Origin of the sequence: Myxococcus sp. CA056, assembly GCF_013336715.1 — a bacterium.
GTDB classification, from domain to species: Bacteria; Myxococcota; Myxococcia; order Myxococcales; family Myxococcaceae; genus Myxococcus; species Myxococcus llanfairpwllgwyngyllgogerychwyrndrobwllllantysiliogogogochensis.
Map to the genome: position 1 here is coordinate 101,337 of NZ_JABUMT010000004.1, position 20,926 is coordinate 122,262.

General features: G+C 68.7%; 12 protein-coding genes. 6 read left to right on the plus strand and 6 right to left on the minus strand.

What is annotated here, in order from left to right:
* The first annotated feature begins 168 nt into the window (after nt 1-168).
* Together HUA76_RS19005 and HUA76_RS19010 are read left to right on the plus strand one after the other, a co-directional pair.
* Entirely contained in the window at nt 169-1,938 is a 1,770-nt protein-coding gene (locus tag HUA76_RS19005) for a DUF4215 domain-containing protein (RefSeq protein WP_174458434.1), read from the plus strand.
* A gap of 195 nt (nt 1,939-2,133) precedes the next feature.
* Entirely contained in the window at nt 2,134-3,651 is a 1,518-nt protein-coding gene (locus HUA76_RS19010; protein ID WP_254614339.1) for a hypothetical protein, read from the plus strand.
* 24 nt (nt 3,652-3,675) lie between these two features.
* Here the strand turns inward: HUA76_RS19010 and HUA76_RS19015 are convergent, their stop codons facing one another.
* From HUA76_RS19015 to HUA76_RS19025, 3 genes are all read right to left on the minus strand, one after another.
* The gene (locus HUA76_RS19015) at nt 3,676-4,392 is read right to left on the minus strand and encodes a hypothetical protein (RefSeq protein WP_174461695.1); all 717 of its coding nucleotides are present in this window, start codon (nt 4,390-4,392) and stop codon (nt 3,676-3,678) included.
* A 192-nt stretch (nt 4,393-4,584) separates the two neighbouring features.
* On the minus strand, nt 4,585-5,394 hold the full coding sequence (locus tag HUA76_RS19020) for an SAM-dependent methyltransferase (protein WP_174461696.1): 810 nt from the start codon (nt 5,392-5,394) through the stop codon (nt 4,585-4,587).
* Between the two features lie 49 nt (nt 5,395-5,443).
* The gene (locus HUA76_RS19025; RefSeq protein WP_174461697.1) at nt 5,444-6,553 is read right to left on the minus strand and encodes a kelch repeat-containing protein; all 1,110 of its coding nucleotides are present in this window, start codon (nt 6,551-6,553) and stop codon (nt 5,444-5,446) included.
* 240 nt (nt 6,554-6,793) lie between these two features.
* Here HUA76_RS19025 and HUA76_RS19030 point away from each other — a divergent pair, with 240 nt between their 5' ends.
* The 4 genes from HUA76_RS19030 to HUA76_RS19045 all read left to right on the plus strand — a co-directional run bounded on the left by HUA76_RS19030 (nt 6,794) and on the right by HUA76_RS19045 (nt 16,355).
* Nucleotides 6,794-9,031 (plus strand): RCC1 repeat-containing protein, encoded by a 2,238-nt coding sequence (locus HUA76_RS19030; RefSeq protein WP_254614340.1) that lies wholly within the window; start codon nt 6,794-6,796, stop codon nt 9,029-9,031.
* 104 nt (nt 9,032-9,135) lie between these two features.
* Nucleotides 9,136-9,552: a hypothetical protein gene (locus tag HUA76_RS19035; protein WP_371823497.1), complete on the plus strand. Its 417-nt coding sequence runs from the start codon at nt 9,136-9,138 to the stop codon at nt 9,550-9,552.
* Nucleotides 9,553-9,681: 129 nt separating this feature from the next.
* Entirely contained in the window at nt 9,682-12,972 is a 3,291-nt protein-coding gene (locus tag HUA76_RS19040; protein ID WP_174461699.1) for an RCC1 repeat-containing protein, read from the plus strand.
* A 242-nt stretch (nt 12,973-13,214) separates the two neighbouring features.
* Nucleotides 13,215-16,355 (plus strand): RCC1 repeat-containing protein, encoded by a 3,141-nt coding sequence (locus HUA76_RS19045; protein ID WP_256434481.1) that lies wholly within the window; start codon nt 13,215-13,217, stop codon nt 16,353-16,355.
* Between the two features lie 251 nt (nt 16,356-16,606).
* Here HUA76_RS19045 and HUA76_RS19050 read toward each other — a convergent pair whose 3' ends face one another.
* From HUA76_RS19050 to HUA76_RS19060, 3 genes are all read right to left on the minus strand, one after another.
* Entirely contained in the window at nt 16,607-18,448 is a 1,842-nt protein-coding gene (locus HUA76_RS19050; RefSeq protein WP_174461701.1) for a putative Ig domain-containing protein, read from the minus strand.
* A gap of 8 nt (nt 18,449-18,456) precedes the next feature.
* The gene (locus tag HUA76_RS19055; RefSeq protein ID WP_174461702.1) at nt 18,457-19,386 is read right to left on the minus strand and encodes a right-handed parallel beta-helix repeat-containing protein; all 930 of its coding nucleotides are present in this window, start codon (nt 19,384-19,386) and stop codon (nt 18,457-18,459) included.
* Between the two features lie 252 nt (nt 19,387-19,638).
* Nucleotides 19,639-20,667: a kinetoplast-associated protein gene (locus HUA76_RS19060; RefSeq protein WP_174461703.1), complete on the minus strand. Its 1,029-nt coding sequence runs from the start codon at nt 20,665-20,667 to the stop codon at nt 19,639-19,641.
* Nucleotides 20,668-20,926 lie beyond the last annotated feature (259 nt).

The following is a 20,926-nucleotide window of genomic DNA, read 5'->3' on the forward strand; positions in this document are numbered from 1 at the left end:
CGGACACGGCTGCCATGGAAGGGAATGTGGGTCTGAGACACGAAAACAGGTGATTCAGTCCGCTCTTCCTGCACATCTGCGCATTTCCTGCATTTTCACGGAGGGTGCGGGATGCCGAATGCGCAACCGCGTTGACACGCACCGCGCGCACTTCCAGCATCGGTGTCTATGGCGACCGTCCCCCCTGTTGGAACGCGGCTCGCGAGTCTCGTACTCGCCTCTCTTCTCTTCTCGATAGTTGCATCCTCCTGCGGAGGCGATGGTGGCGCTGGCAAGCCCGACGCCGGCCTCCCCGATGGGGGTGATGGTGGCCCCGTCCTCTGTGACGGCGGCACCTGTCCCGTCGACACCTGCGGCGACCGCACGCTCCAGACGGGTGAAGCGTGTGACGACGGCAACAAGGTGGCCGGCGACGGTTGCACGGCGACGTGCGCCATCGAAGACGGCTGGGTCTGCGATGTCGCGGGTCAGCCCTGCATCCGCAAGTTCGGCTGTGGCAACGGCCGCGTGGAGGCTCCCGAGGCGTGTGATGACCGCAACGTGTCGTCCAACGACGGCTGCAGCGCGACCTGCACGGTGGAGGCCGGCTGGAACTGCCCCGCGGCCGGCGGTCGCTGCCACGCCGCCCGGTGCAACGACGGCATCAAGGTGGGTGATGAGGAGTGCGAGGACGGCAACGTCGCCAACAACGACGGCTGCAACTCCGAGTGCCGCCTCGAGGAGGGCTGGAAGTGCCCCACGGTGGGCGCGGTCTGCACCCGGACGACCTGTGGCGACATGATTGTCGAGGGCACCGAGGAGTGCGACGACGGCAACAAGGACATGGGCGATGGCTGCTCGCCGCTGTGCAAGCGCGAGCCGCGCTGCACCGGTGGCACCTGCCAGGCGACGTGCGGCGACGGCATCATGCTGCCCAACGACACGTCCGAGGAGTGCGACGACGGCAACGCGCGCTCCAACGACGGCTGCTCCGCGACGTGCAAGCTCGAGGAAGGCTTCGTGTGCAGGCTCATCGAGGAGACGCCGCCGGACGTGATCTCCATCCCCGTCGTCTACCGTGACTTCCGTGGCTGGGACCTGCCGGCCTCGGGTTCGGTCCCGAAGGGCCATATCGACTTCGAGAACGCCAATGGCTCCGAGAAGGGCATCGTCAAGACGGAGCTCGTGCGGAGCTACAACGGCAAGGACTACCCCGGCGGCAAGCCCGGCCTGGCGAAGCTGACGGGCTCCACCACCACGCATGGCGAGGCCCCCTTCATGCAGTGGTACATCGACGCCGCGGGCATCAACCAGACCGTCGTGGGGACCCTGGACCTGGCCAAGCAGCCCGATGAGTCGTACGTGTTCGACGACCCGGATTTCTTCCCCGTGGACGGCAAGGGCTGGATTGCCGCGGGCTTCGAGCAGCCGCGCAATGGTGGGCACAACTTCAGCTTCACCAGCGAGGCGCGCTACTGGTTCGAGTACAAGGGCACCGAGGTGCTCACGTTCCGCGGCGACGACGACGTGTGGGTGTTCATCAACGGCAAGCTCGCGCTGGACCTGGGCGGCGTGCACGGCGCCCAGGAGGACTCGGTCAACGTGTCGAGCCAGGCCTCCGCGCTGGGCCTCACCGTGGGCGGCATCTACGAAGTCGTCGTGTACCAGGCCGAGCGCCACACCACGGCGTCCTCGTACAAGCTGACGCTCAACGACTTCGTCACCAAGCGCACCGATTGCCGCGCCACCTGCGGCAACGGCGTGCCGGACGAAGGTGAGGAGTGCGACGACGGCATCAACGCCGGTGGCTACGGGCAGTGCGCTCGCGGCTGCGTGTTCGGCCCTCGCTGCGGCGACAACAAGGTGCAGCAGGACGCTCCGGCCAACGAGGAGTGCGACGACGGCAACACCCGCAGCAACGACGGCTGCAGCGCCACCTGCAAGGTGGAGATCGGCTGAGTCGTCCGTCGTGACGAGCCGCTTCCGGGCCTGACGCCCTGGAGCGGCTCGCGCCTCACCGCCGCGCGCCAGGGTGACACCCGCCCGGCGCGCGGTGGGGGCGAGGCTCGTGTCCCGAGGCTCGGTATGCCCCCGGTTCGCTCTGGAGCGGGCCTGGGGTCGGGATGACCGCGAGGGGCTGGCCGGGGAGCAGGCATGCGCTCATTCGTCGCGGGCCGCTCTCGCGAGGCCGTCTGGTATCTTCCGCGCGACTCCATGGTGTCCCTCTCCCCGCCGCGCGTGTTGCTGCTGCTGTCCCTGCTGCTGGCTGCTCCGGCCGGCGCGGCTGGCGCGAAGAGCACGCAGCCCGGCGCCGACGAGGTGATGGGCATGCTGCGCAAGGTGGAGACGGCCCGGGTGCGCGGGACGCTGCGCGTGCTGGACAGTGAGCTGGAAGAGCAGGGCCGCGCGAGGCCCAAGGACTTGATGCCACGCGTGTACCGCGCATGGCTCGCCTTCCCGGCGGACACCTGCTGGAACGAGCTCAAGGCCCTGTCCACGTTGGAGCCGGAGAACCCCTGGCCCCATCTGGGCATGGGGCTCATCTACATCCGCTGGGGCCTCTTGTCGGAGGCGCGAGGTCCGCTGTCCGCCGCGCGCCGGGCGTCGCCCGACTTCGCTCCCGCGCTCTGGGGGGAAGGGCTGCTGCTCCAGGCGGAAGGGAAGCCCGCGGAGGCGGAGGCGCGCCTGCGCGCTTCGCTGGCGAAGCTGGATGCGCCCCAGGTGCGCACCGCGCTGGGCCTGTTGCTGGCGGCGAAGCCCGGACGGGAGGCGGAGGCGCGCGCGGAGCTGTCGCGCTCGGTGGAGGTTTGGCCGGAGCAGCCGGAGGCGCTGCGCAAGCTGGCCGCGCTGGCCCATGCGGCGAAGGACGTGCGCGCGGCGGCCCTGGCGGGAGAGAAGCTCGTCGCCCTGAAGCCCATGGACCGCGAGGCGCACCGGCTCCAGGCGGACCTGTGGCTCTCCGCCTCCGAGAAGGACAAGGCCGCGCGCTCGCTGGAGCGGTACGTGGAGCTGGGCGGCGCGGAGGCCGGGGCGCTGGCGCTGCTCGCCCGCGTCTACGCGGAGCTGTCGCGCCCGGCGGACGAGGAGAAGGCCCTGGTCCGGCTCATCGACGTGGAGCTGAAGGACCCCGAGCCGCTCTTGCGGCTGGCGGAGCTGACCGATGCTCGCGCGGACGCCACCGCCAGCGAGGGCTTCCTGGTGAAGGCGTCGGAGCGGGCGCCGGAGCGCTCCGACATCCACGTGCGCCGGGCCCGGTTGTGTTTGAAGCAGGCGCGCTGGAAGGACGCGCTGGTGTCCTACCGCGCGGCGCAGACCGCCCCCGAGCGGAAGGTGCCGGAGGCGGAAGCCGAGACGGCGGAGCTGGTGCGGCGCTTCCGTCTGCCCGCGACGCCGGCCAGGGGCGCGGCGGACAAAATCTACAACCGGGTGTCGCTGGGGTTGGTGGCGCTCTACATGGAGCGGCTCAAGGAACTGCCGGAGCTCAAGGGCAACCTCAAGCTGCGCGTCCAGGTGGATGCGTCCGGCCGGGCCACGCAGGTGTCGGTCCTCTACGACAGCATGGAGGACCCGTTCATCGCGGGCCACGCGTACTTCGCCTTCCTGGACGCGCAATATCCTCCCGGCCAGGACGAGCCCATCTTCCAGTACGTCTTCCGGCCGCCGCCGAAGTAGCGGCCGGAAGTCGTCGCCCGCGCGTCATTCCCCGTCGGACGTGCCGCTGCCGCCGTAGCCCCGGGCCTCGCCGCGCAGCTTCTCCCACTCGCCTCGGGCCTGACGCTCCTCACCCAGGCGCTGGTCCACCAGTCGCTGGGCCTCCTCCGTGTTGCGCTGGGCGTTGGCCACCGCGCTGGTGAACTCGGCCTCGGAGAGGTCCTTGGCGCGCACGTCATCGCTGTTCCTCAGCGCCTCCATTTCGGCCTGACGAAGGCGCGCGTCGGCCAGCTCCAGCTCGCGCTGGCGAAGGTCCTTGCGAGCCTTCTGGGTCTCGATGGCGCGCTGGCGCCACTCGAGCTGGGCATGGGCGGCCGCCTGCTTGCCCTCGGTGGCCTTCAGCTCCGCCTGGGCTTGCGAGATGTTGGACGCCCGGCCGGTGGCCTGCGCGGCCTCGACGGCCGTCTGGTTGGCCTTGGTGGAGAGCTTCGCGGCCTCCTCGTTGCGCTGGGCGACCTCCGCCGCGCGCTCCGCGTCCTTGACGGCCACGTCCGCGCGGGTGACTTCATCCTGGGCCTTGAGTTGCTCCGCCTGGGCGTTGCGCACGTCGCCGAGCTCCGACTCCGGGACTCGGGCCAGCCAGGACTGGTCGACCTTCTGCTGCTCCTTGCTCGCGGAGCGGGATGAGCTGCACCCTCCGAGGACAAGGGCCGTACCGAACACCACTCCCGCCAGCACCTGACGCCGTCTCGTCTGGAACATGATTCCTCCTCACCATCGCGGATCGTTGCCTGCTCGACACGGTAGGCACTCAGCGGTGGTGAGGCAGTCGGCACTGCAGTGCATCGGGCGTTCGCTTCGCGGCGCGCCGGACGGAGGCTCCGTGGGCCTCCCGGAGACGGGCCCCGGGGGGTAGGCCTCGTCCGCCGGCTTGCTTCGCGGACGAGCGCGGGCTCAGCGCTTCTCGAGGATGACCGCGTAGAACTCGATGCCGACGCCCTCGCGGTCCTCCTCGGTGATGTGGCCTACGGGCAGGCCCAGGAACTCGCGCACCGTCATCACTCCGCCGGGGCCGGGCGTCCACGGACCGCACAGGTCCAGGTACTCGCGCAGCGAGTAGAGCTGGAAGGACTCGCCCATCTTCTGGAACATGCCGACGAACTGCTCCCACTTCGGCGTGCTCAGGCCCGGGGCCTTCGTCTCGAAGGTCGCGAAGAGCTTGGAGCCGGGCGCGGCCCAGTCATACAAGTCACGGAAGAACTTCCGGTTCTCCTCCGAGGAGAGGAACACGGTGATGCCGTTGGCGCCGAAGGCCACGCGCCGCTCTCCATCCAGGAAGGCCTGGACGTCCGGGCGGCGCAGGAAGTCCCCCGCGGAGCGGATGTCACATTCCATGTAGCGCGTGCGCGGATTGTCGCCGAGCAGGTGCTTGCCGGTGGCGATGGTGAGCGGATTGATGTCGCTGTAGAGCACCTTGGCCTGCGGCAGCACGGAGTGGACGTGGTCGCTCGTCGGCAGGCCGGAGGCGAAGTCCACCCAGTGATGGAAGCCGTCCGAGGACAGGCGCTGGGCGGCGGTGCGCAGACAGCCGCGCAACATGCGCAACCACTTCCGGGTGGAAGGCACCAGCGAGAACATGAACTCCGCGGCCTGGCGGTCCGCCTCGAAGTGGTGGGTGCCTCCCAGGGTGTAGTCGTAGATTCGGGCCGCGTCGGGCACGTGGGGGTTGACGCCGGGGATGCGGGCCAGCTCCGGGTTGTCCATGCGTCTGTCTCCGTCGGGGTGGATGCGGCTGTAACGGGGTGGCGCGGCTTCAGGGCCGCCAGACTTCGGAAGTCGTCTCCAGCGAGCCATCCGGCGCCACGCGCGTGGTGCCCGCGACGAGGAACGCGCCCGCGCCCAGCGGGACGACGTGGTGTCCCGCGCGGCCCACGGCCAGCGGCATCCCAGGGCTCCAGGTGCCCGTGGCCGGATTCCACAGCTCCACGTCGGTGGCTTCCGCGTAGGTGTCCGAGCGCAGCCCTCCGGACACGGCGGCCCGTCCGTCCGGAAGCGTGGTGAGGGTGAAGCCGGAGCGGGCGAGGCCGAGCGCGCCCGTCGCCGTCCACTGCTCGGTGCGCGGGTCGAAGACCTCGGCGCTCGTGAGCGAGGTGCCCTGGTGCCAGCCGCCCACGACGAGGATGCGCCCGTCGGAGAGGGTGACGCCCTCGGCGTCGTCTCGGGCCTCTGTGAGGGGATGGGGGGCGGTCCTCCAGGCCCGTGACGAGGGCTCCCAGAGTTCGGTGCTCAGGTTCAGGGGCGGCGCCAGATGCTCGCCTTCGATGATGGCGAAGCCGAAGCCGTTGTCGCGGCCCCCGGCGATGACGACGCGCTCCCCGCTCACGCACACGGGGCCGGTGTGGAAGATGCGAACCGTCTGGCCCGCGGGCTCCCACGCCGTGGCGCCGGGGCGCAGCACTTCCGCGCGTGTGCCCCGCTCGATGTCGTTGTCATGGTCCGAGCCCAGCACCAGCACCGCGCCGTCCGGGAGCACGCGCGCGACGGGACGCGAGCGCGCGGCCCGCAGCGGCGGGCCGGGGACGAAGCGCCGGGTGTCCGGCTCCCAGTAGCGGGTGCTGTCCAGCTCCGGAGTCGGGTTGTCCCGTCCGCCGATGAGCAGCACGCGTCCGTCCGGGAGCGCCACCGCCGCATGGTCCTGCCGGGGCTCGGGCAGCGGGGAGAGTTCCAACCACTCTTCCCGCGAGGTGTCCCAGAACGCCGCGCCCGTCGACGCGCGAGGCGTGGCGCCGATGCCGTCCCGCTGCCAGCCCTGTCCGCCCGCGAGCAGCGCCCCTCCGGCGACAGCCGTCAGGCTGAACCCGTCGAGCCAGAGGCCGGAGTAGGGGACGCGTCTGCGCGCGGTGGACGGCGGGCTTCGAGTCATGGCGCCATCGTACGCCGGCCCCGCCACCTGGCGCCTCTGGCCCGGTGAGGTCTCCGGCGACCTGGACGCCGGGATGCACACGTCAGACGACCCCGAGCGCCGGGGAGGATGCCGGACGTGGGCCGGCCGGGGTGACAACCTGGGAGGGTGGACGAGCCGTGGGTGTCCCAGGCAAAGGCTTGTCTCGCGTGCATGTCTGGTGTTTCTCTGTCCATTCCAAGTCGTGTCGAGGGGGGAGACATGAGCCGTGTGCGCAGTGGTGCCGCCGTGGCTGTCTGGGGTTGTCTATTGGGAGCGCTGTGGCTGTCGGGCTGCGTCGAGCCAGGGGCAACTCCGCCTCCCGAGGACCTTGCTTCCAGCCGCGCCGCGGAGGGCTTCTCCCGTCAAGGCACGGTGATGGCGGGGCGTAATCACACGCTGACGCTGCGCGCGGATGGCACGGTGTGGGCGTGGGGTGGCAACACCTTTGGTCAGCTCGGGGATGGCACGACGACGGCGAAGTCCTCGCCCACACGGATTCGAGGGCCGCTGGGGATGAGTGCCATTGGCGTGGGGGAGCTGCACTCACTCGCGCTGAAGGCCGACGGCACCGTGTGGACGTGGGGAGACAACACCCGGGGGCAGTTGGGGGATGGAACCACCACGCGTCGGGCGTGGCCCCAGCGAGTGCCAGGACTGACGAACGTGGTGCGCATCGCGGGAGGCTTCTCGCATTCGCTGGCGCTCAAGGCGGACGGCACGGTGTGGGCGTGGGGCCTCAACGCCACGGGGCAGCTGGGTGATGGGACGACGTCCCAGCGCCTGGCTCCCACCCAGGTGCAAGGGCTCATCAACGTCGTGGCCATCGCCGCGGGCAATGCGCACTCCCTGGCCCTGACGGCGGACGGCGCCGTGTGGACATGGGGTGGAAACGCGGACGGTCAGCTCGGCACGGGGGACACGCTGAACCGCTCCCTGCCGGTGGCCGTGGCGGGACTGACAGGCGTGACGGCGCTGTCGGGCGGTGGCTCGCACTCGGTGGTGCTCAAGTCGGATGGCACCGTGTGGGCGTGGGGACAGAACACCTACGGCCAGCTCGGTGATGGGACGACGGGGCAGCGCCTGACGCCGACCCAGGTCCCCGGGCTCTGGGACGTGGAGGCGGTGGTGGGCGGAGGCCAGCACTCAGTGGCGTTGAGGGTGGATGGCTCGGTGTGGACGTGGGGGAACAACCAGCGAGGTCAGTTGGGGGATGGAAGCCTGACGCAGCGCCTGGCGCCGATGCGGGTGACGGGGGTGTCCTTGGTGAAGGGCGTCACGGCGGGCGGGGGACAGCACACGGTGGTGGTGAAGGCGGACGGCACGGTGCTGGCGTGGGGCTCCAACGCGGACGGGCAGGTGGGGGACGGGACGACGTTCCAGGCCTTCGTGCCGACGCGGACGGCGGGCTGGCGGCAGCGGACGGACGTGTCGACGGGGGATGCGCACACGGTGGTGGTGAAGGCGGACGGCACGGTGTGGGCCTGGGGGGAGAACTACCTGGGGCAGCTCGGGGCGGCGGGCCGGCCGGGCCGTGCGACGCCCGGGCAGGTGCCAGGACTGTCGGAGGTGCTGGCGGTGGCGTCTGGCCGGGACCACACGGTGGCGCTCACGCTAGAGGGGTCGGTGTGGACGTGGGGAGGAACCTTCGAGGGCCCCGGTGGGCCGGCGGCTCGCGACGGCCTGCGGACGCCCACGCGCATCACCAGCCTCTCCAACGTGGTGATGGTGGGGGCGGGGATGCACCACTCCGTGGCGCTGAAGGACGACGGCACGGTGTGGGCGTGGTCCATCAATCCCCTGTGGTTCCCGGGTGCGCCCCCGTCGAGCTTCGTGCTGGCTCCGACGCAAGTCTCGGGCCTCACGGGAGTCATCGCGGTGTCGGGGGGCGGCTACAACTTCTTCGCATTGAAGGCGGACGGCACGCTGTGGGCGTGGGGCACCAATCCACACGGCAATATCGGCGACGGGACGCTGGATGATGCCGCGCTCCCGGTGCGGGTGCTGGGACTGACGGAGGTGATGGATTTCTCCTCGGGGCTAACTCATTCCGCGGCGCTGAAGGCGGACGGCACGGTGTGGACCTGGGGTGAGAACTCCGACGGCCAGCTCGGAGACGGCACCCAGGTCAACCGGCTCTCGCCCGTCCAGGTCCAGGGGCTCACGGAAGGGATACGCCTCTCCGCCGGCTTCGCGGACTCCTTCGTGCTGAAGTCGAACGGGACGGTGGAGTCCTGGGGCTTCAATGGCTCTGGGCAACTGGGGGACGGCACGTTCGTCACGCGTTCGGTGCCCGCTCCGCTGACGGGCTTCACGGGGACGGTGTCACTGTCGGCCGGGCTGCATCACGTGGCGGCGGTGAAGGGGGACGGCTCGGTGTGGACCTGGGGTCTCAACCAGAGCGGGCAGTTGGGCACGGGGACCTTCGTCGACAGCGCCTCGCCCGTGCGCGTGTGGTGATTCGCCGCGGGAGTCGGACTCCGGCGGCGCGCCGGGGCTCGTGACAGGGATTGCAAGACTCGTTGTGGGGAGCAGGGGGACTCATGCAATGCGGTGGGAGACGTGTGTCTGGCATCCTGGCGTGGTGCAGGTTGCTGTGCGCGGTGGTGCTGGTGGGCTGCACCGAGCGCGGTGCCGGTGACAAGGCGGCGGAGTTCGCGTCCGCGAGCGCGGCGGAAGGTGTCGCGCGTCAGGGCACGGTGCTGGCGGGGCGCAATCACACGCTGGCGTTGCGCTCGGATGGGACGGTGTGGGCGTGGGGGCCCAATCACCTGGGGCAGCTGGGGGATGGGAGCACCGTCACGCAGCGGCTGGTGCCCGTGAATGTTCCCGGCCTCTCGGCGCTGTCCGTCGCCGCGGGCGCCGCTCATGCGCATGTGATTCGAGGAGACCGGGGCGTGTGGTCCTGGGGTGACAGCACTTCGGGGCAGCTTGGCACGGGCCTGTCTCCTGTTCGAGTGTCACCCGTGAGGGTCTGGTAGCGCGGCAAAGGCAGCACGAAGTCCGGGAGGGCCTCGTGCTGCTGCGAGCACCCTCCCGACCGCGCCCCTGCTTCGCGCGGGTCCTGTTTGGAAGTTCTCGTCGTCGGGCTGTCTGAAAAGGGGTGTCCCATGGAGCGTGTCGCGAGACGTGTGTCTGGAATCCCGGTGTGCTGGCTGTTGTGCGTGATGTGGCTGGCGAGTTGTGGTGAACCAGGTGCATTCGAAAATTCCGAACTCGGCACCATCCGTGCCGCCGAGGGTGCCTCGCGCCAGGGCACGGTGATGGCGGGGCGGCACCACACGTTGGCGCTGCGCTCGGATGGGACGGTGTGGTCCTGGGGCGGAAATGCCTTTGGACAGTTGGGTAATGGCACCACCCGCCCTCGTCCTGCGCCCACGCGCGTGTGGCGTCTGTTCAGCATCAGGGCCATTGGCGCCGGGGAGCTGCATTCGCTGGCGTTGAAGTCGGACGGGACGGTGTGGTCCTGGGGCTACAACAGCAGCGGCCAGCTCGGGGATGGCAGCCTCGTCTCGCGCTCGGTGCCCGCGGCCCTGCCGAACCTGACGAACGTGGTGGGCATCGCCGCTGGCTTCTCCCACTCCGTGGTCCTGAAGGCGGACGGGACGGTGTGGGCCTGGGGCAACAACGCGACGGGGCAGTTGGGAGATGGGACGACGGTGCGAAAGACCTCACCTGTGCAGGTGCAGGGTCTGACGGGCGTGGTGTCCATCGCGGCGGGCAATGCTCATTCAATGGCGCTGACGGCGGACGGCCGGGTGTGGACGTGGGGCGGAAACGCGGATGGTCAGCTCGGCACGGGAACCCTGACAGGCCGCTTGCTGCCCGCCGTCCTCCCAGGGATGACGGGCGTGACGGCGGTGACCGGTGGTGGCTCTCACTCGGTGCTGTTGAAGACGGATGGCACGGTGTGGAGCTGGGGGAGGAATGACGAGGGGCAACTGGGGCTGGGCACCTCGGCGGCGAGCCTGGTCCCCACGCAGGTGCCAGGGCTGACGGGCGTCGCCGCGGTGGTGGGTGGAGGCCAGCACACGGTGGCGCTGAAGGGGGATGGAACGGTGTGGGCGTGGGGCAGCAACCTGAGAGCGCAGCTGGGAGACGGAACGCAGACGCAAAGACTGTCACCGTTCCAGGTGCCCGGGCTCACGCAGGTCAAGGGCGTGTCGGCGGGAGGTGGGCAGCACTCGGTGGCGGTGGTGGCCACGGGCGAGGTATGGGCCTGGGGCTCCAACTCCGACGGACAGGTGGGGGATGGGACCTATCTGATGAAGCTGGCGCCCGCGCTGACGCGGGGGTTGCTGGAGCGCGTGGAGGCCTCCTCGGGAGGGCGCCATTCCCTGGCGCTCAAGGCGGATGGCACCGCGTGGGCCTGGGGCTCGAATGACCAGTCCCAGCTCGGGGATGGCACGACGCAGACTCGCTGGCTGCCAGTCCAGGTCCCCACGCTGACGCTGATGGCGGCCGTGGCCGCGGGGGCCTACCACTCGGTGGCGCTCAAGGAGAACGGCTCGGTGTGGAGCTGGGGCTCGAACAGTTGGGGAGCGCTGGGGGATGGGACGAACGTCAACCGGGCCCTGCCCGTGAAGGTGGGCACCACGCTCACCGCGTCGGCCGTGGCGGTGGGGGCCTATCATTCGCTGGCCTTGAGTGTGGACGGCTCCGTCTGGGCGTGGGGAGACAACGAGATGGGGCAGCTCGGGGACGGCAATCCCCGGTTCCTGTCCCGGACGGCGCCCGTCAAGGCGCTGGGCCTGGAAGGCGTCGTGGCGCTCTCGGCGGGCGTCGAGCACTCGCTGGCGTTGAAGGCGGATGGAACGGTCTGGACCTGGGGCCGCCAGGACACGTGCGAGGACGTCGAGGACCTGGGCCGGCTGGTCTTCGCGCCCGAGCAGGTGCTGGGGCTGACGGACGTGGTTTCGCTGGGGGCGGGTGTCTGTCATTCGCTGGCGTTGAAGGCGGATGGCACGGTGTGGGCCTGGGGAAGCAACGCGAAGGGGCAGCTGGGGGATGGGAGCTTCACGGCGCGGCTCGCTCCGGCGCGGGTGCCAGGGCTCACGGGGGTGGTGGCGCTGTCGGTGGGAGCCGAGAGTGTCCTGGCCTTGAAGGCGGATGGCACCGTGTGGGGCTGGGGTGCCAACGTCCAGGGGCAGTTGGGAGGGGGGGCTTCGGCGGCGCGTACGAGTCCGGTGCAGGTGCCCGCGCTCACGGGGGTCAGGACGGTCTCCGTGGGGGAGCAGCACTCCCTGGTGGTGAAGGAGGATGCGACGGTCTGGGCGTGGGGTGCGAATGCCGACGGGCAGATTGGCGATGGGGTCGTGGATTGGCAGTTGCTGCCGGTGCGCTCGCAGCTCGTGGCTTCACGCGGGCTGTCCACGGCGTATCAGTTCTCGCTGGGCGTCGCGCTGGACGGGAGCGTCCAGGGCACGGGGGCGAATCTGTCAGGGCAGTTGGGGGATGGGAGCGTCCTGAACCGCGCGCTGCCGGTGGCGGCGCTGGGGCTCACGGAGTGTCGAGCGATTGCCGGCGGTCAGGGGCATACCCTGGCCTTGAAGTCAGATGGGCGGCTGCTCTCCTGGGGGGAGAATCAGGAGGGTGAGCTGGGAGATGGGACGAGGGTGTCCCGGGCGCTGCCCACGTTGATTCCCTCGCCGACGGGAGTGTTGTCCATCGCGGTGGGCAGCCGGCACTCGCTGGCCTTGCTGGGAGATGGCACCGTCCAGTCCTGGGGTTCCAATGTCCAGGGGCAACTGGGTGACGGGACGACCGTGTCCCGAATCCTGCCGGTCCGCGTCCAGGGCTTGACGGGGGTGGCTGCGATTGCGGCGGGCGAGGGCTTCTCCCTGGCGCTCAAGCACGACGGCACGGTGTGGAGCTGGGGGTACAATTCGCTGGGACAGTTGGGCGATAACTCCACGGCCCGGCGGCTGTCGCCGGTGCAGACGCAAGGGCTCACGGGCGTGACGGCTGTCTCGGCTGGACGCACGCATGCGCTGGCCTTGAAGGGGGATGGGACCATCTGGGGCTGGGGGTCCAATACCTATGGCGAGCTGGGGGATGGCACACAGGTGCGCAAGCTGTTGCCCGTGCAGGTGAGCGGGGTGGCGGGGGCTGTCACCCTGGACGCGGGCGAGCACCACAGCCTCGCGGTGACGACGGGTGGCAAGGTCTGGTCCTGGGGGCGCAATCAGCAGGGCCAGCTGGGCAGCGGGGTGAAGTCCAACTGGCGGCTGTTGCCGGCACAGGTGGCGGGGCTGACGGGCGCCGTGTCCGTGGGGGCAGGGGGTGAGCACTCGCTCGCCGTGCTCGCGGACCGGAGTGTCTGGGCTTGGGGCAGCAGCAGCCATGGGCAGCTGGGCACGGGGCTCTCCAGCTTCCGTGCCGCACCCGTGCTGGTCTGGTAGCGCGAGGCGAATCTTCCGGGCGCGTGCCTCCGCCGCGCTCGGAAGGTTCACCTCTGGATAGGCACGCGACTCGCCGAAATAGTGGGTGATTCATGGGACGTGAGAAACGCATGGCGTGGTGGCTCGGACTGTCTTGCGCATTGTGGGGGCTCGCGTGTGCTGAGCGTGAGCCTGGCGAGGTCTCCGCTCAAGCCCCGCAGCTGCGCCATACACGTGCTGCGGAAGGCATTGTGCGACAGAGCATGGTCGTCGCCGGCCGCAATCACTCGCTGGCCTTGCGGTCAAATGGAACAGTGTGGGCCTGGGGTAGCAACGGTTTCGGCCAGTTGGGGAATGGCACGACCTGGAGCAACCCCAGGCCGCTCCGGGCCCGGCGACTGTCGGAGATCATGGCCATTGGTGCGGGAGAGCAGCATTCCATGGCCTTGAAGTCCGACGGAACGGTGTGGACATGGGGAGGCAACGGCTCGGGTCAGCTGGGGAATGGGGGTCTCATACACAGTCCCGTGCCTTCGCAGGTTCCGGGGTTGACGAATGTCGTGTCAATCGCGGCGGGATTCTCCCATTCCCTGGCCTTGAGGTCCGACGGGACGGTGTGGTCCTGGGGTAGCAACGCGACAGGTCAGCTAGGCGATGGGACGGCCTCGGCGCGTCAGTTGTCTCCGGTTCAAGTGCAGGGCTTGGCTGGAGCCGTATCCATTGCAGCGGGCAACTTCCACTCCCTCGCCCTGACCTCGGATGGGCGCATCTGGGCCTGGGGTGGAAACGCTGATGGGCAATTGGGAACGGGAGACACCGTGGGGCGTGCCTCTCCCACGGTGTTGCCAAGCCCGCTCAACATGACGGCGCTTTCCGGTGGAGGGTCTCATTCCGTGGCGTTGAAAGCGGATGGGACGGTGTGGAGCTGGGGAAAAAATGATGAAGGACAGTTGGGGCTGGGGACCCTGGCCTCAAGCTTGTTCCCCGTCAAGGTGCCCGGATTGGAAGCAGTGGTCTCCGTGGTCGGAGGTGGGCAGCACTCGGTGGCTTTGAAATCGGATGGCACGGTGTGGGCTTGGGGTAGCAACGCGCGGGCGCAGCTGGGGGATGGAACGCAGGCCCGACGTGTGTCCCCTGGGCGGGTGCCTGGATTGACAGAGATGAAAGGGGTGTCGGCGGGAGGCGGACAGCATTCCGTGGCGCTGAATGCCAGCGGAGAAATCTGGGCATGGGGAGCCAACACGGACGGCCAGGTGGGAGATGGCACGAACCTGATGAAGTTCGTTCCGACTCGGACAGTGAGCTGGAGTGAAAGGGTAGAGGTCGCGGGGGGCTCAACCCACTCCGTGGCGTTGAAACCCGACGGGAGCGTCTGGGCCTGGGGGAACAATGAGTATGGTCAGATGGGTGATGGTTCCGTCGTGACGCGGTGGGCTCCGGTCAAGGTTCCTTCCCTGGTCAATGTCCTGTCGGTCTCGGCGGCCTGGGGCTCCTCCTTCGCGCTCAGGTCTGACGGGACAGTCTGGGCGTGGGGAAACAACCAAGCGGGAACGCTTGGGGATGGGACTGCCGTCAATCGAGCCACGCCAGTGATGGTCCAGGGTCTTTCGGGTGTTGAAGCAGTGAGCGCTGGCTCGCATCACGTGATGGCACTGCGCGTGGATGGCAGCGTCTGGGCCTGGGGGAGTAATTACTACCGACAATTGGGTGATGGAACCGCTGTGACCCGAACATCGCCTGTCCGGGTTTTGAATCTGTCAGGAGTGGTGTCGATCTCCGCCGGACATGCTCATTCACTGGCTTTGAAGGCGGATGGAACGGTTTGGACCTGGGGGCACAATTCCGTGGACGAGCCTGATGATCCTACGGGAAATGAACTGTCTGTCCCGACTCAAGTGCACGGCCTTCCCGAAGTTGTCAGCATCTCCGCTGGAGCAATGCACTCGACAGCTTTGGGCGCTGACGGGCGGGTGTGGGCCTGGGGTAACAACGCACGTGGTCACCTGGGCGATGATACGCGCGTATCTCGAATGGAACCCATGCCGGTGCCAGGCTTGACGGGGGTGGTGGTGCTCCTGAATGGTGGAGATTCCAGCCTGGCCTTGAAATCAGATGGCTCGATATGGACATGGGGGGGCACTGAGCTCTCTGTCCTGGCGGGGCACGGGGATGGCACCGTGCTGTTGGTGCCCACGCGCCTGCTGGGACTGGCTGGCGTGCGGACCATGGCGCTGGGAAGGCAGCATTTCTTCGTTGTCACCGAGGATGGATCCTTGTGGTCATGGGGGGAGAACAGCTCGGGTCAAGTTGGTGACGGAATCGCCAACCGGAACGACATCCCATTGCCGTCGAGGTTTGAGATGACTCGAGCTGCCAGCGCGGGAGAACATCTCTCAATGGCGGTGCGGGTGGATGGTTCGGTTTGGGGATGGGGGATGGGAAGTAGTGGCGAACTGGGTGAAGGAAACGGAGGGCTGAAAGCGGAGCCTGTTCAGGTTCAGGGCGCAACAGATATCGCCACGGTGGACGCGGGCCGGGGTTTCCTGGTGGCCCTTGTGGCGGATGGCACCCTGCTGTCGTGGGGCTACAATTCCTGGGGGCAGCTCGGTGATGGCTCAACAGTGGGACGGGCACTGCCCTCCTCCATCCCGGGCATGACCCGCGTCCTCGCCGTCGCGGCCGGCGAAGTGCATACTCTGGCCCTCCGTTCCAATGGAACAGTGTGGGCCTGGGGCCTGAACTGGGGAGGCGCATTGGGGAATGGCACCCAGAACTTGAGCCTGGTGCCAGTCCAGGTTCAAGGACTGTCAAACGTCCTTGCCATCGCGGCTGGCAGCCAGTTCTCCATGGCATTGAAGAGTAATGGCACCGTGTGGACCTGGGGTACCAACAACTATGGCGAGCTGGGCGATGGAACGGCCTCGCGTCGACTGCTTCCCGCTCCTGTCCCGGGGCTGGCGGGGGTCGTGGCCATCTCGGCGGGGAACGGTCATTCCCTCGCACTGAAGTCGGATGGGACGCTGTGGAGCTGGGGGAACAACAACAGGGGACAGCTCGGAGACCAGAGCACCACGCTTCGGCGGGTGCCGGTGCAGGTGGCGGACTTGAGTGGGGTCGTAGCTTTCTCCGCTGGGCCTGGGCATAGCCTGGCAGTGAAGGCAGATGGAACGGTGTGGGGGTGGGGAAACAACGAGCACTGTCGAGTCAGTGGTTGCGAGGTTGTCCAGCACCTACAACCCACGCAGGTGCCAGGCCTCGCAGGGGTCATCCAGGTGGTGGCAGGCGAAAGACATTCCCTGGCAGTCACGGCGGACCGGCGTGTCTGGGCCTGGGGCGACGGTGCCCGCGGTCAGCTCGGCAATGGGCTCTCCTCTCGTCGGTCCGTGCCGGTCCAAATCTGGTGACGCTCCTGCGGAACAGCGGGGCCGCTCGTCAGGGGCGAGCGACCTTGTGTCGCCCTTCGCGGGACTCCTTCATCTGCGTCCGTTGGGCACGGACCTCTCCAACGTCCGCGCGGTGCCCGTGCGCGTCTAGCCGCATGAGGAGGCACCTGCGTGGATTCCGGACGGGCCTCGCGTCGCATCAGGCGCCTTCCTCCGTGACGACGCTGGCGGCTCACACAGCCAGCGTCGAGCACAGGTGGGGCGCGCCTTCCTCAGCCCGGCGTCGGAGCTTCCCGACGCCGGCGGTTCAGCACGAGCAACAGCAGCGTCAGCAGGACTCCGCCCGGCGCGCCGGACTGTCGACAGCCGCATCCGCTGTCCCCCTCCTCGATGGGCGCCTTGGCGGGCAGGACCTCCAACGTCAGGGGCGCCGCGTCGACTCCACCGAAGCGGGTGTCTCCGCTGTACGCCGCGCTCAAGGTGTACTGGCCCGGAGCAAGCGGCGCGAGCGTGTGTTTCGCCTCGCGGGAAGTCACCGTGACGACCTCCAGCACCTCCGTGCCCCGGAAGAACGTCACCGTCCCCGAGGGCTCTCCCTGTCCGCCCACGATGCTCGCGGTGACGGACACCGCCTCTCCCGCATACGCGGGGTTGGCCGAGGCCTGGAGCTGAACCGTGGCCTCCTGGAAGTCGGCGGAGCGAGCGACGGCCAAGGTGTAGCTCTGGCTCGACGAGCAGCGCCCGCCATCCGTCGCGGTCAGGGTGATGGGGAAGGTGCCGGGCTGCGTGGGCATTCCCGTGAGGACGCCGTCACGGAGCTGGAGTCCACGGGGCAGCGCCCCATCGAGCACGAACGTCGTCGTGCCCTCGCCACCCTCATGCACGAAGGGTGTCTGCGCATAGACCTGTCCCGTAGTCCCCGCGGCCAACACGGTGGGGCCCAGCGACATGGGCGGACAGGCCACCGCGAGCGTGAAGTCGCGTGACGCCGTGCACCCATTCCCATCCGTCGCCGTCACCGTGAAGGGATGGTCGCCGCCCTCCTCGGGAGTGCCCGAGAAGACGCCGCCCTCCAACCGGAAGCCCCGAGGCAGCGCACCCGACACCGTCGAGGTGACGCTCCCCATGGCCCCCAGCACGGCGAGCTCCACCGGAGCGAAGACTCCTCCCCGGGCAATCCCCGGCAGCGCCGCGTCCTCCAGCAAGACGGCTCCCGTGGGACACGTCGACGCGGAGCCTCCCGCCATCCGGTTGTTGCCGAAGGACAGGACGGTGCCCGTGCCGATGAGCCGCGTGGTGGCCAGCACATTGGCGTCCACGGCGGCGCGGGACAGCCTCAGCAGCGTCTGACTCCCACTCCCCACCGAGGCCGCATGCAGGCCCACGCCATTGTGCGTGAGCCGGGCCCGCTCCACGTTGAGCTGGACCTTGCCGCCATCGTCCGTCCGGGCCCAGATGCCGGCCTCGGCATTGTCGGACGCCGTCAGCTCATTCACCGTCGCCACACTGCCCGCGCCGAGCCAGAGCCCCTGGCGATTCCCTGAAAGGTTGCCGCGCGAGATGACTGCAGAGGCCACCCCGGACGGCGAACTCACCCGGACGCCAGCGCCCCCATTTCCCGAAACCACGACATCGGCGAGGACCAGCTGGCCACCCGCCTCGGGCGAGAAGCGGATGCCGTCCTGCTGGAAGCCATGAATCTGTACGCGCTCGACATGCAGTGCCCGCCCGCTGTTGAACGCGATACCCGTCGTTCCGCGCGTGCCCGCGCTCCCGGTCAGGGAGAGCCGACGCAGCACCACCACGTCCTGAGGGCCGGCGTTGATCGTGATTCCCGGGATGCTGGACGCGCTCACCTTGCCGGCCGGCCCGCCATCAATCGTGATGGCCTTGGTGATGACCAACGTGCCGAAGCTGCCGGCGTCAAGCACATCGATTTCCCCACCCGCGGCCGTCTTGCTGATGGCGCCAGCGAATGTCTTGCACGGCGCGGTGCGGGAACACGGATTCACGTCGTCGCCCACGCCCGACACCCAGGTGCGCGTTGCCTGGGCCAGCGCGGGAGTGGACGCGCAGAGCGCGACCACGAGGATGCAGCGCAAGTGGACCCCCATCGCGCGGCTCAATTCTGAGGCAGCGTGGTGGAGGGGGAACCATCCGTGCCGTTGCCCGCGGCGACGCGATTGTTCCCGAACGAGACGACCGGGCCGTCCAGCCCCAGGCCCGTGTTGTGGCCCACCATCGTGTCGGAGATGCGCACCTGCGCCGGGGCCTCCGCCTTGATTCCGACGCCGTTCTGCGCCACCACGGCCCGCTCCAGCGTCACCTGCGCACCGCCCACCGCCAGGACACCCTGGCCGGAGTGGCCCACCACCGTCGTGTCATTCACGGTGACGCGCGCGCCGTTCAGCACGTGGAGCCCGATGAGGCCGGACGCAATCTGGCTGTTTCCAATCACGGCCCCGCCGCTCGCCACCTGGATGCCACCCGAGGTTTCGCCGGCGGTCGTCGGCGCCCTGGCGACCGCACCGTTGACCGTCGTGTTGCGCACGACGAGTTGCACGGCGCCCGCGTCAGGCAGGATGTTGATGCCCGAGCCGGTGAACCCCTGAATCGTGCAGTTCTCCACCAGCACCTTGTCCGCCGCGAGGATGCGGATGGCGTCCAGTCCCGTGGTGCCGCCATTGATGGCGACATTTCTCAGGATGACGGTGGCGCCGGCCGCGTTCACGACCACGCCATGCGTCCCTGAATAGAGGATGCCTCCGGCGCTGGGCCCGCCGTCAATCGTGATGGACTTGGTGATGGTCAGCGTGCCGTAGCCACCCGGGTCCATGGCATCAACCTCTCCACCCGTGGCCGTCTTGCTGAGCGCCCCCATGAACGTCTTGCACGGCGCGGTGCGAGAGCAGGGGTTCACATCATCCCCCACGCCCGAGACCCACGTGCGGGTCGCCTGGGCCGAGGCGGAGGAACCCAGCAGCAGGCACAGCAGGGCGGGAAGCGCGAACAGACCGGTCGCGCGAGAACGAGCAGAGCCAGGAGAGGACATGGTGAGACACGATACCCCGCTCGTGCTCACTCCACGAACGACGCCCGCGCGTGACTCATCCCAGGACAGCCCGAGTCCATCGGCACTCAGATTCTTCAAGGTGTTTCAGCCTTTCCCATGAAAGCTGAACGCACCCAGGAAGGGGTGTTTCAGCCTTTCGCATGAAGGCTGAACGCACCTTGTCGAATTCCTTCGCACGGGACGCTCGCCAGGCCGAGCGCGGCGAGTGTCCCCGTGTGGCTCCAGCCGGGATTACTTCGTCTTGTTGTACTCGCGGCTGGCGATGACACCCTGCACTTCGGCCAGGGCGCGAGCGCCGGAGGCGGACTCGAGCGCCTTCTCGGCGATGGTCTGCACCTGGCGCTTGGCGTCCGCCAGCTCCGCCTGGAGCGACTGGATGGCCTGTGCCTGCTTGGTGTTCGTGTCCTTGAGCGAGGCAATCTCCATGCTGGCCACGCGCTGCGACGTCTCCGCGTCCTTCGTGGCGAGCGTGAGCTTCAGGTCCCACTCCGACTTCACGCGGTTGCCGACGATGGCCGCCGCCGTGTCCGCTTCCTTCTTCAGCACCGCCGGGAACTCGGAAACCTGCTTGCGCAGGTCCTCCAGCTCCTTCTCGCGCAGCTTCAGCGCGTCCTCACGCGTGGCCCAGTCCTTCTCCAGCTTCTCCTTGCGATCTCTCTCGGCCGCGGACTGCACGCGCAGCCCTTCCACGAACGCGTCCTGCTCCTTCTTGCGCAGGTTCTGGACGTCATACGCGTACTGCTCCTCCGCCCGCTGGCGCGCCATCTGCGCCGCCTCACGCTCGGTGGCCAGGTCCGTGGCCGCCTTGGCGCGCGTGTCCTCGATGTCCTTGTTCAGCCGCTCCATCTCCTCCTGCAGCTCCGCCTTGCGCTTGTCGTACTCCGCCACGAGCACGTCCACGGCGCTGGCCGCCACGTCCTTGCCGTGCAGCTCCGACAGCTCGTCCGTCTTGAGCTGGATGGCTTCGTCCAACTGCTTCATCTCCTCCACCAGCGCGATGACCTGCTCGTTGATGCCCGAAAGCGTCTTGTTGATGGTGAGCCCCGCCTCCGTGACTTTCTTCACCGCGGACTCGGCCGACAGGGTGGAGACGTCCGCCAGCACGTTCTTGGCGTGGGTGTCCCGGGCCTCCTGCTCCTTGGCGGGGACGACGGGCTTGCTGCGCGCCTTGCGAGCCAGGTCCTCGAAGGCGGCCTTGGTGGACTCCGAGGAACGGTTGCGGGCGGCGGACTTGCGGGAAGCGGACTTGCGCGTAGCCATGTGACTCTCCAGGTAGGGCACGGCCAGGCGGGCCAGGGCGGCTCGCGAATGACGTGCGGGTTTCGTGGGATTCGTGGTCCCCTTTTTGGGCGACCATGGGAGAAGAGTACCTGTGGGGTCTGACATGGTTGGCCGGGTTCCAGGCATCCGTCCGGGGCCCGGAAACAGGCGTTTGGGGGCCCGGAAAGCCACACCGGGCTTGTCCTTCGGGCCGGCGCGCGGCTAACTCGCCCCCCGAATCCGCTCAAGGGAGAGCGTC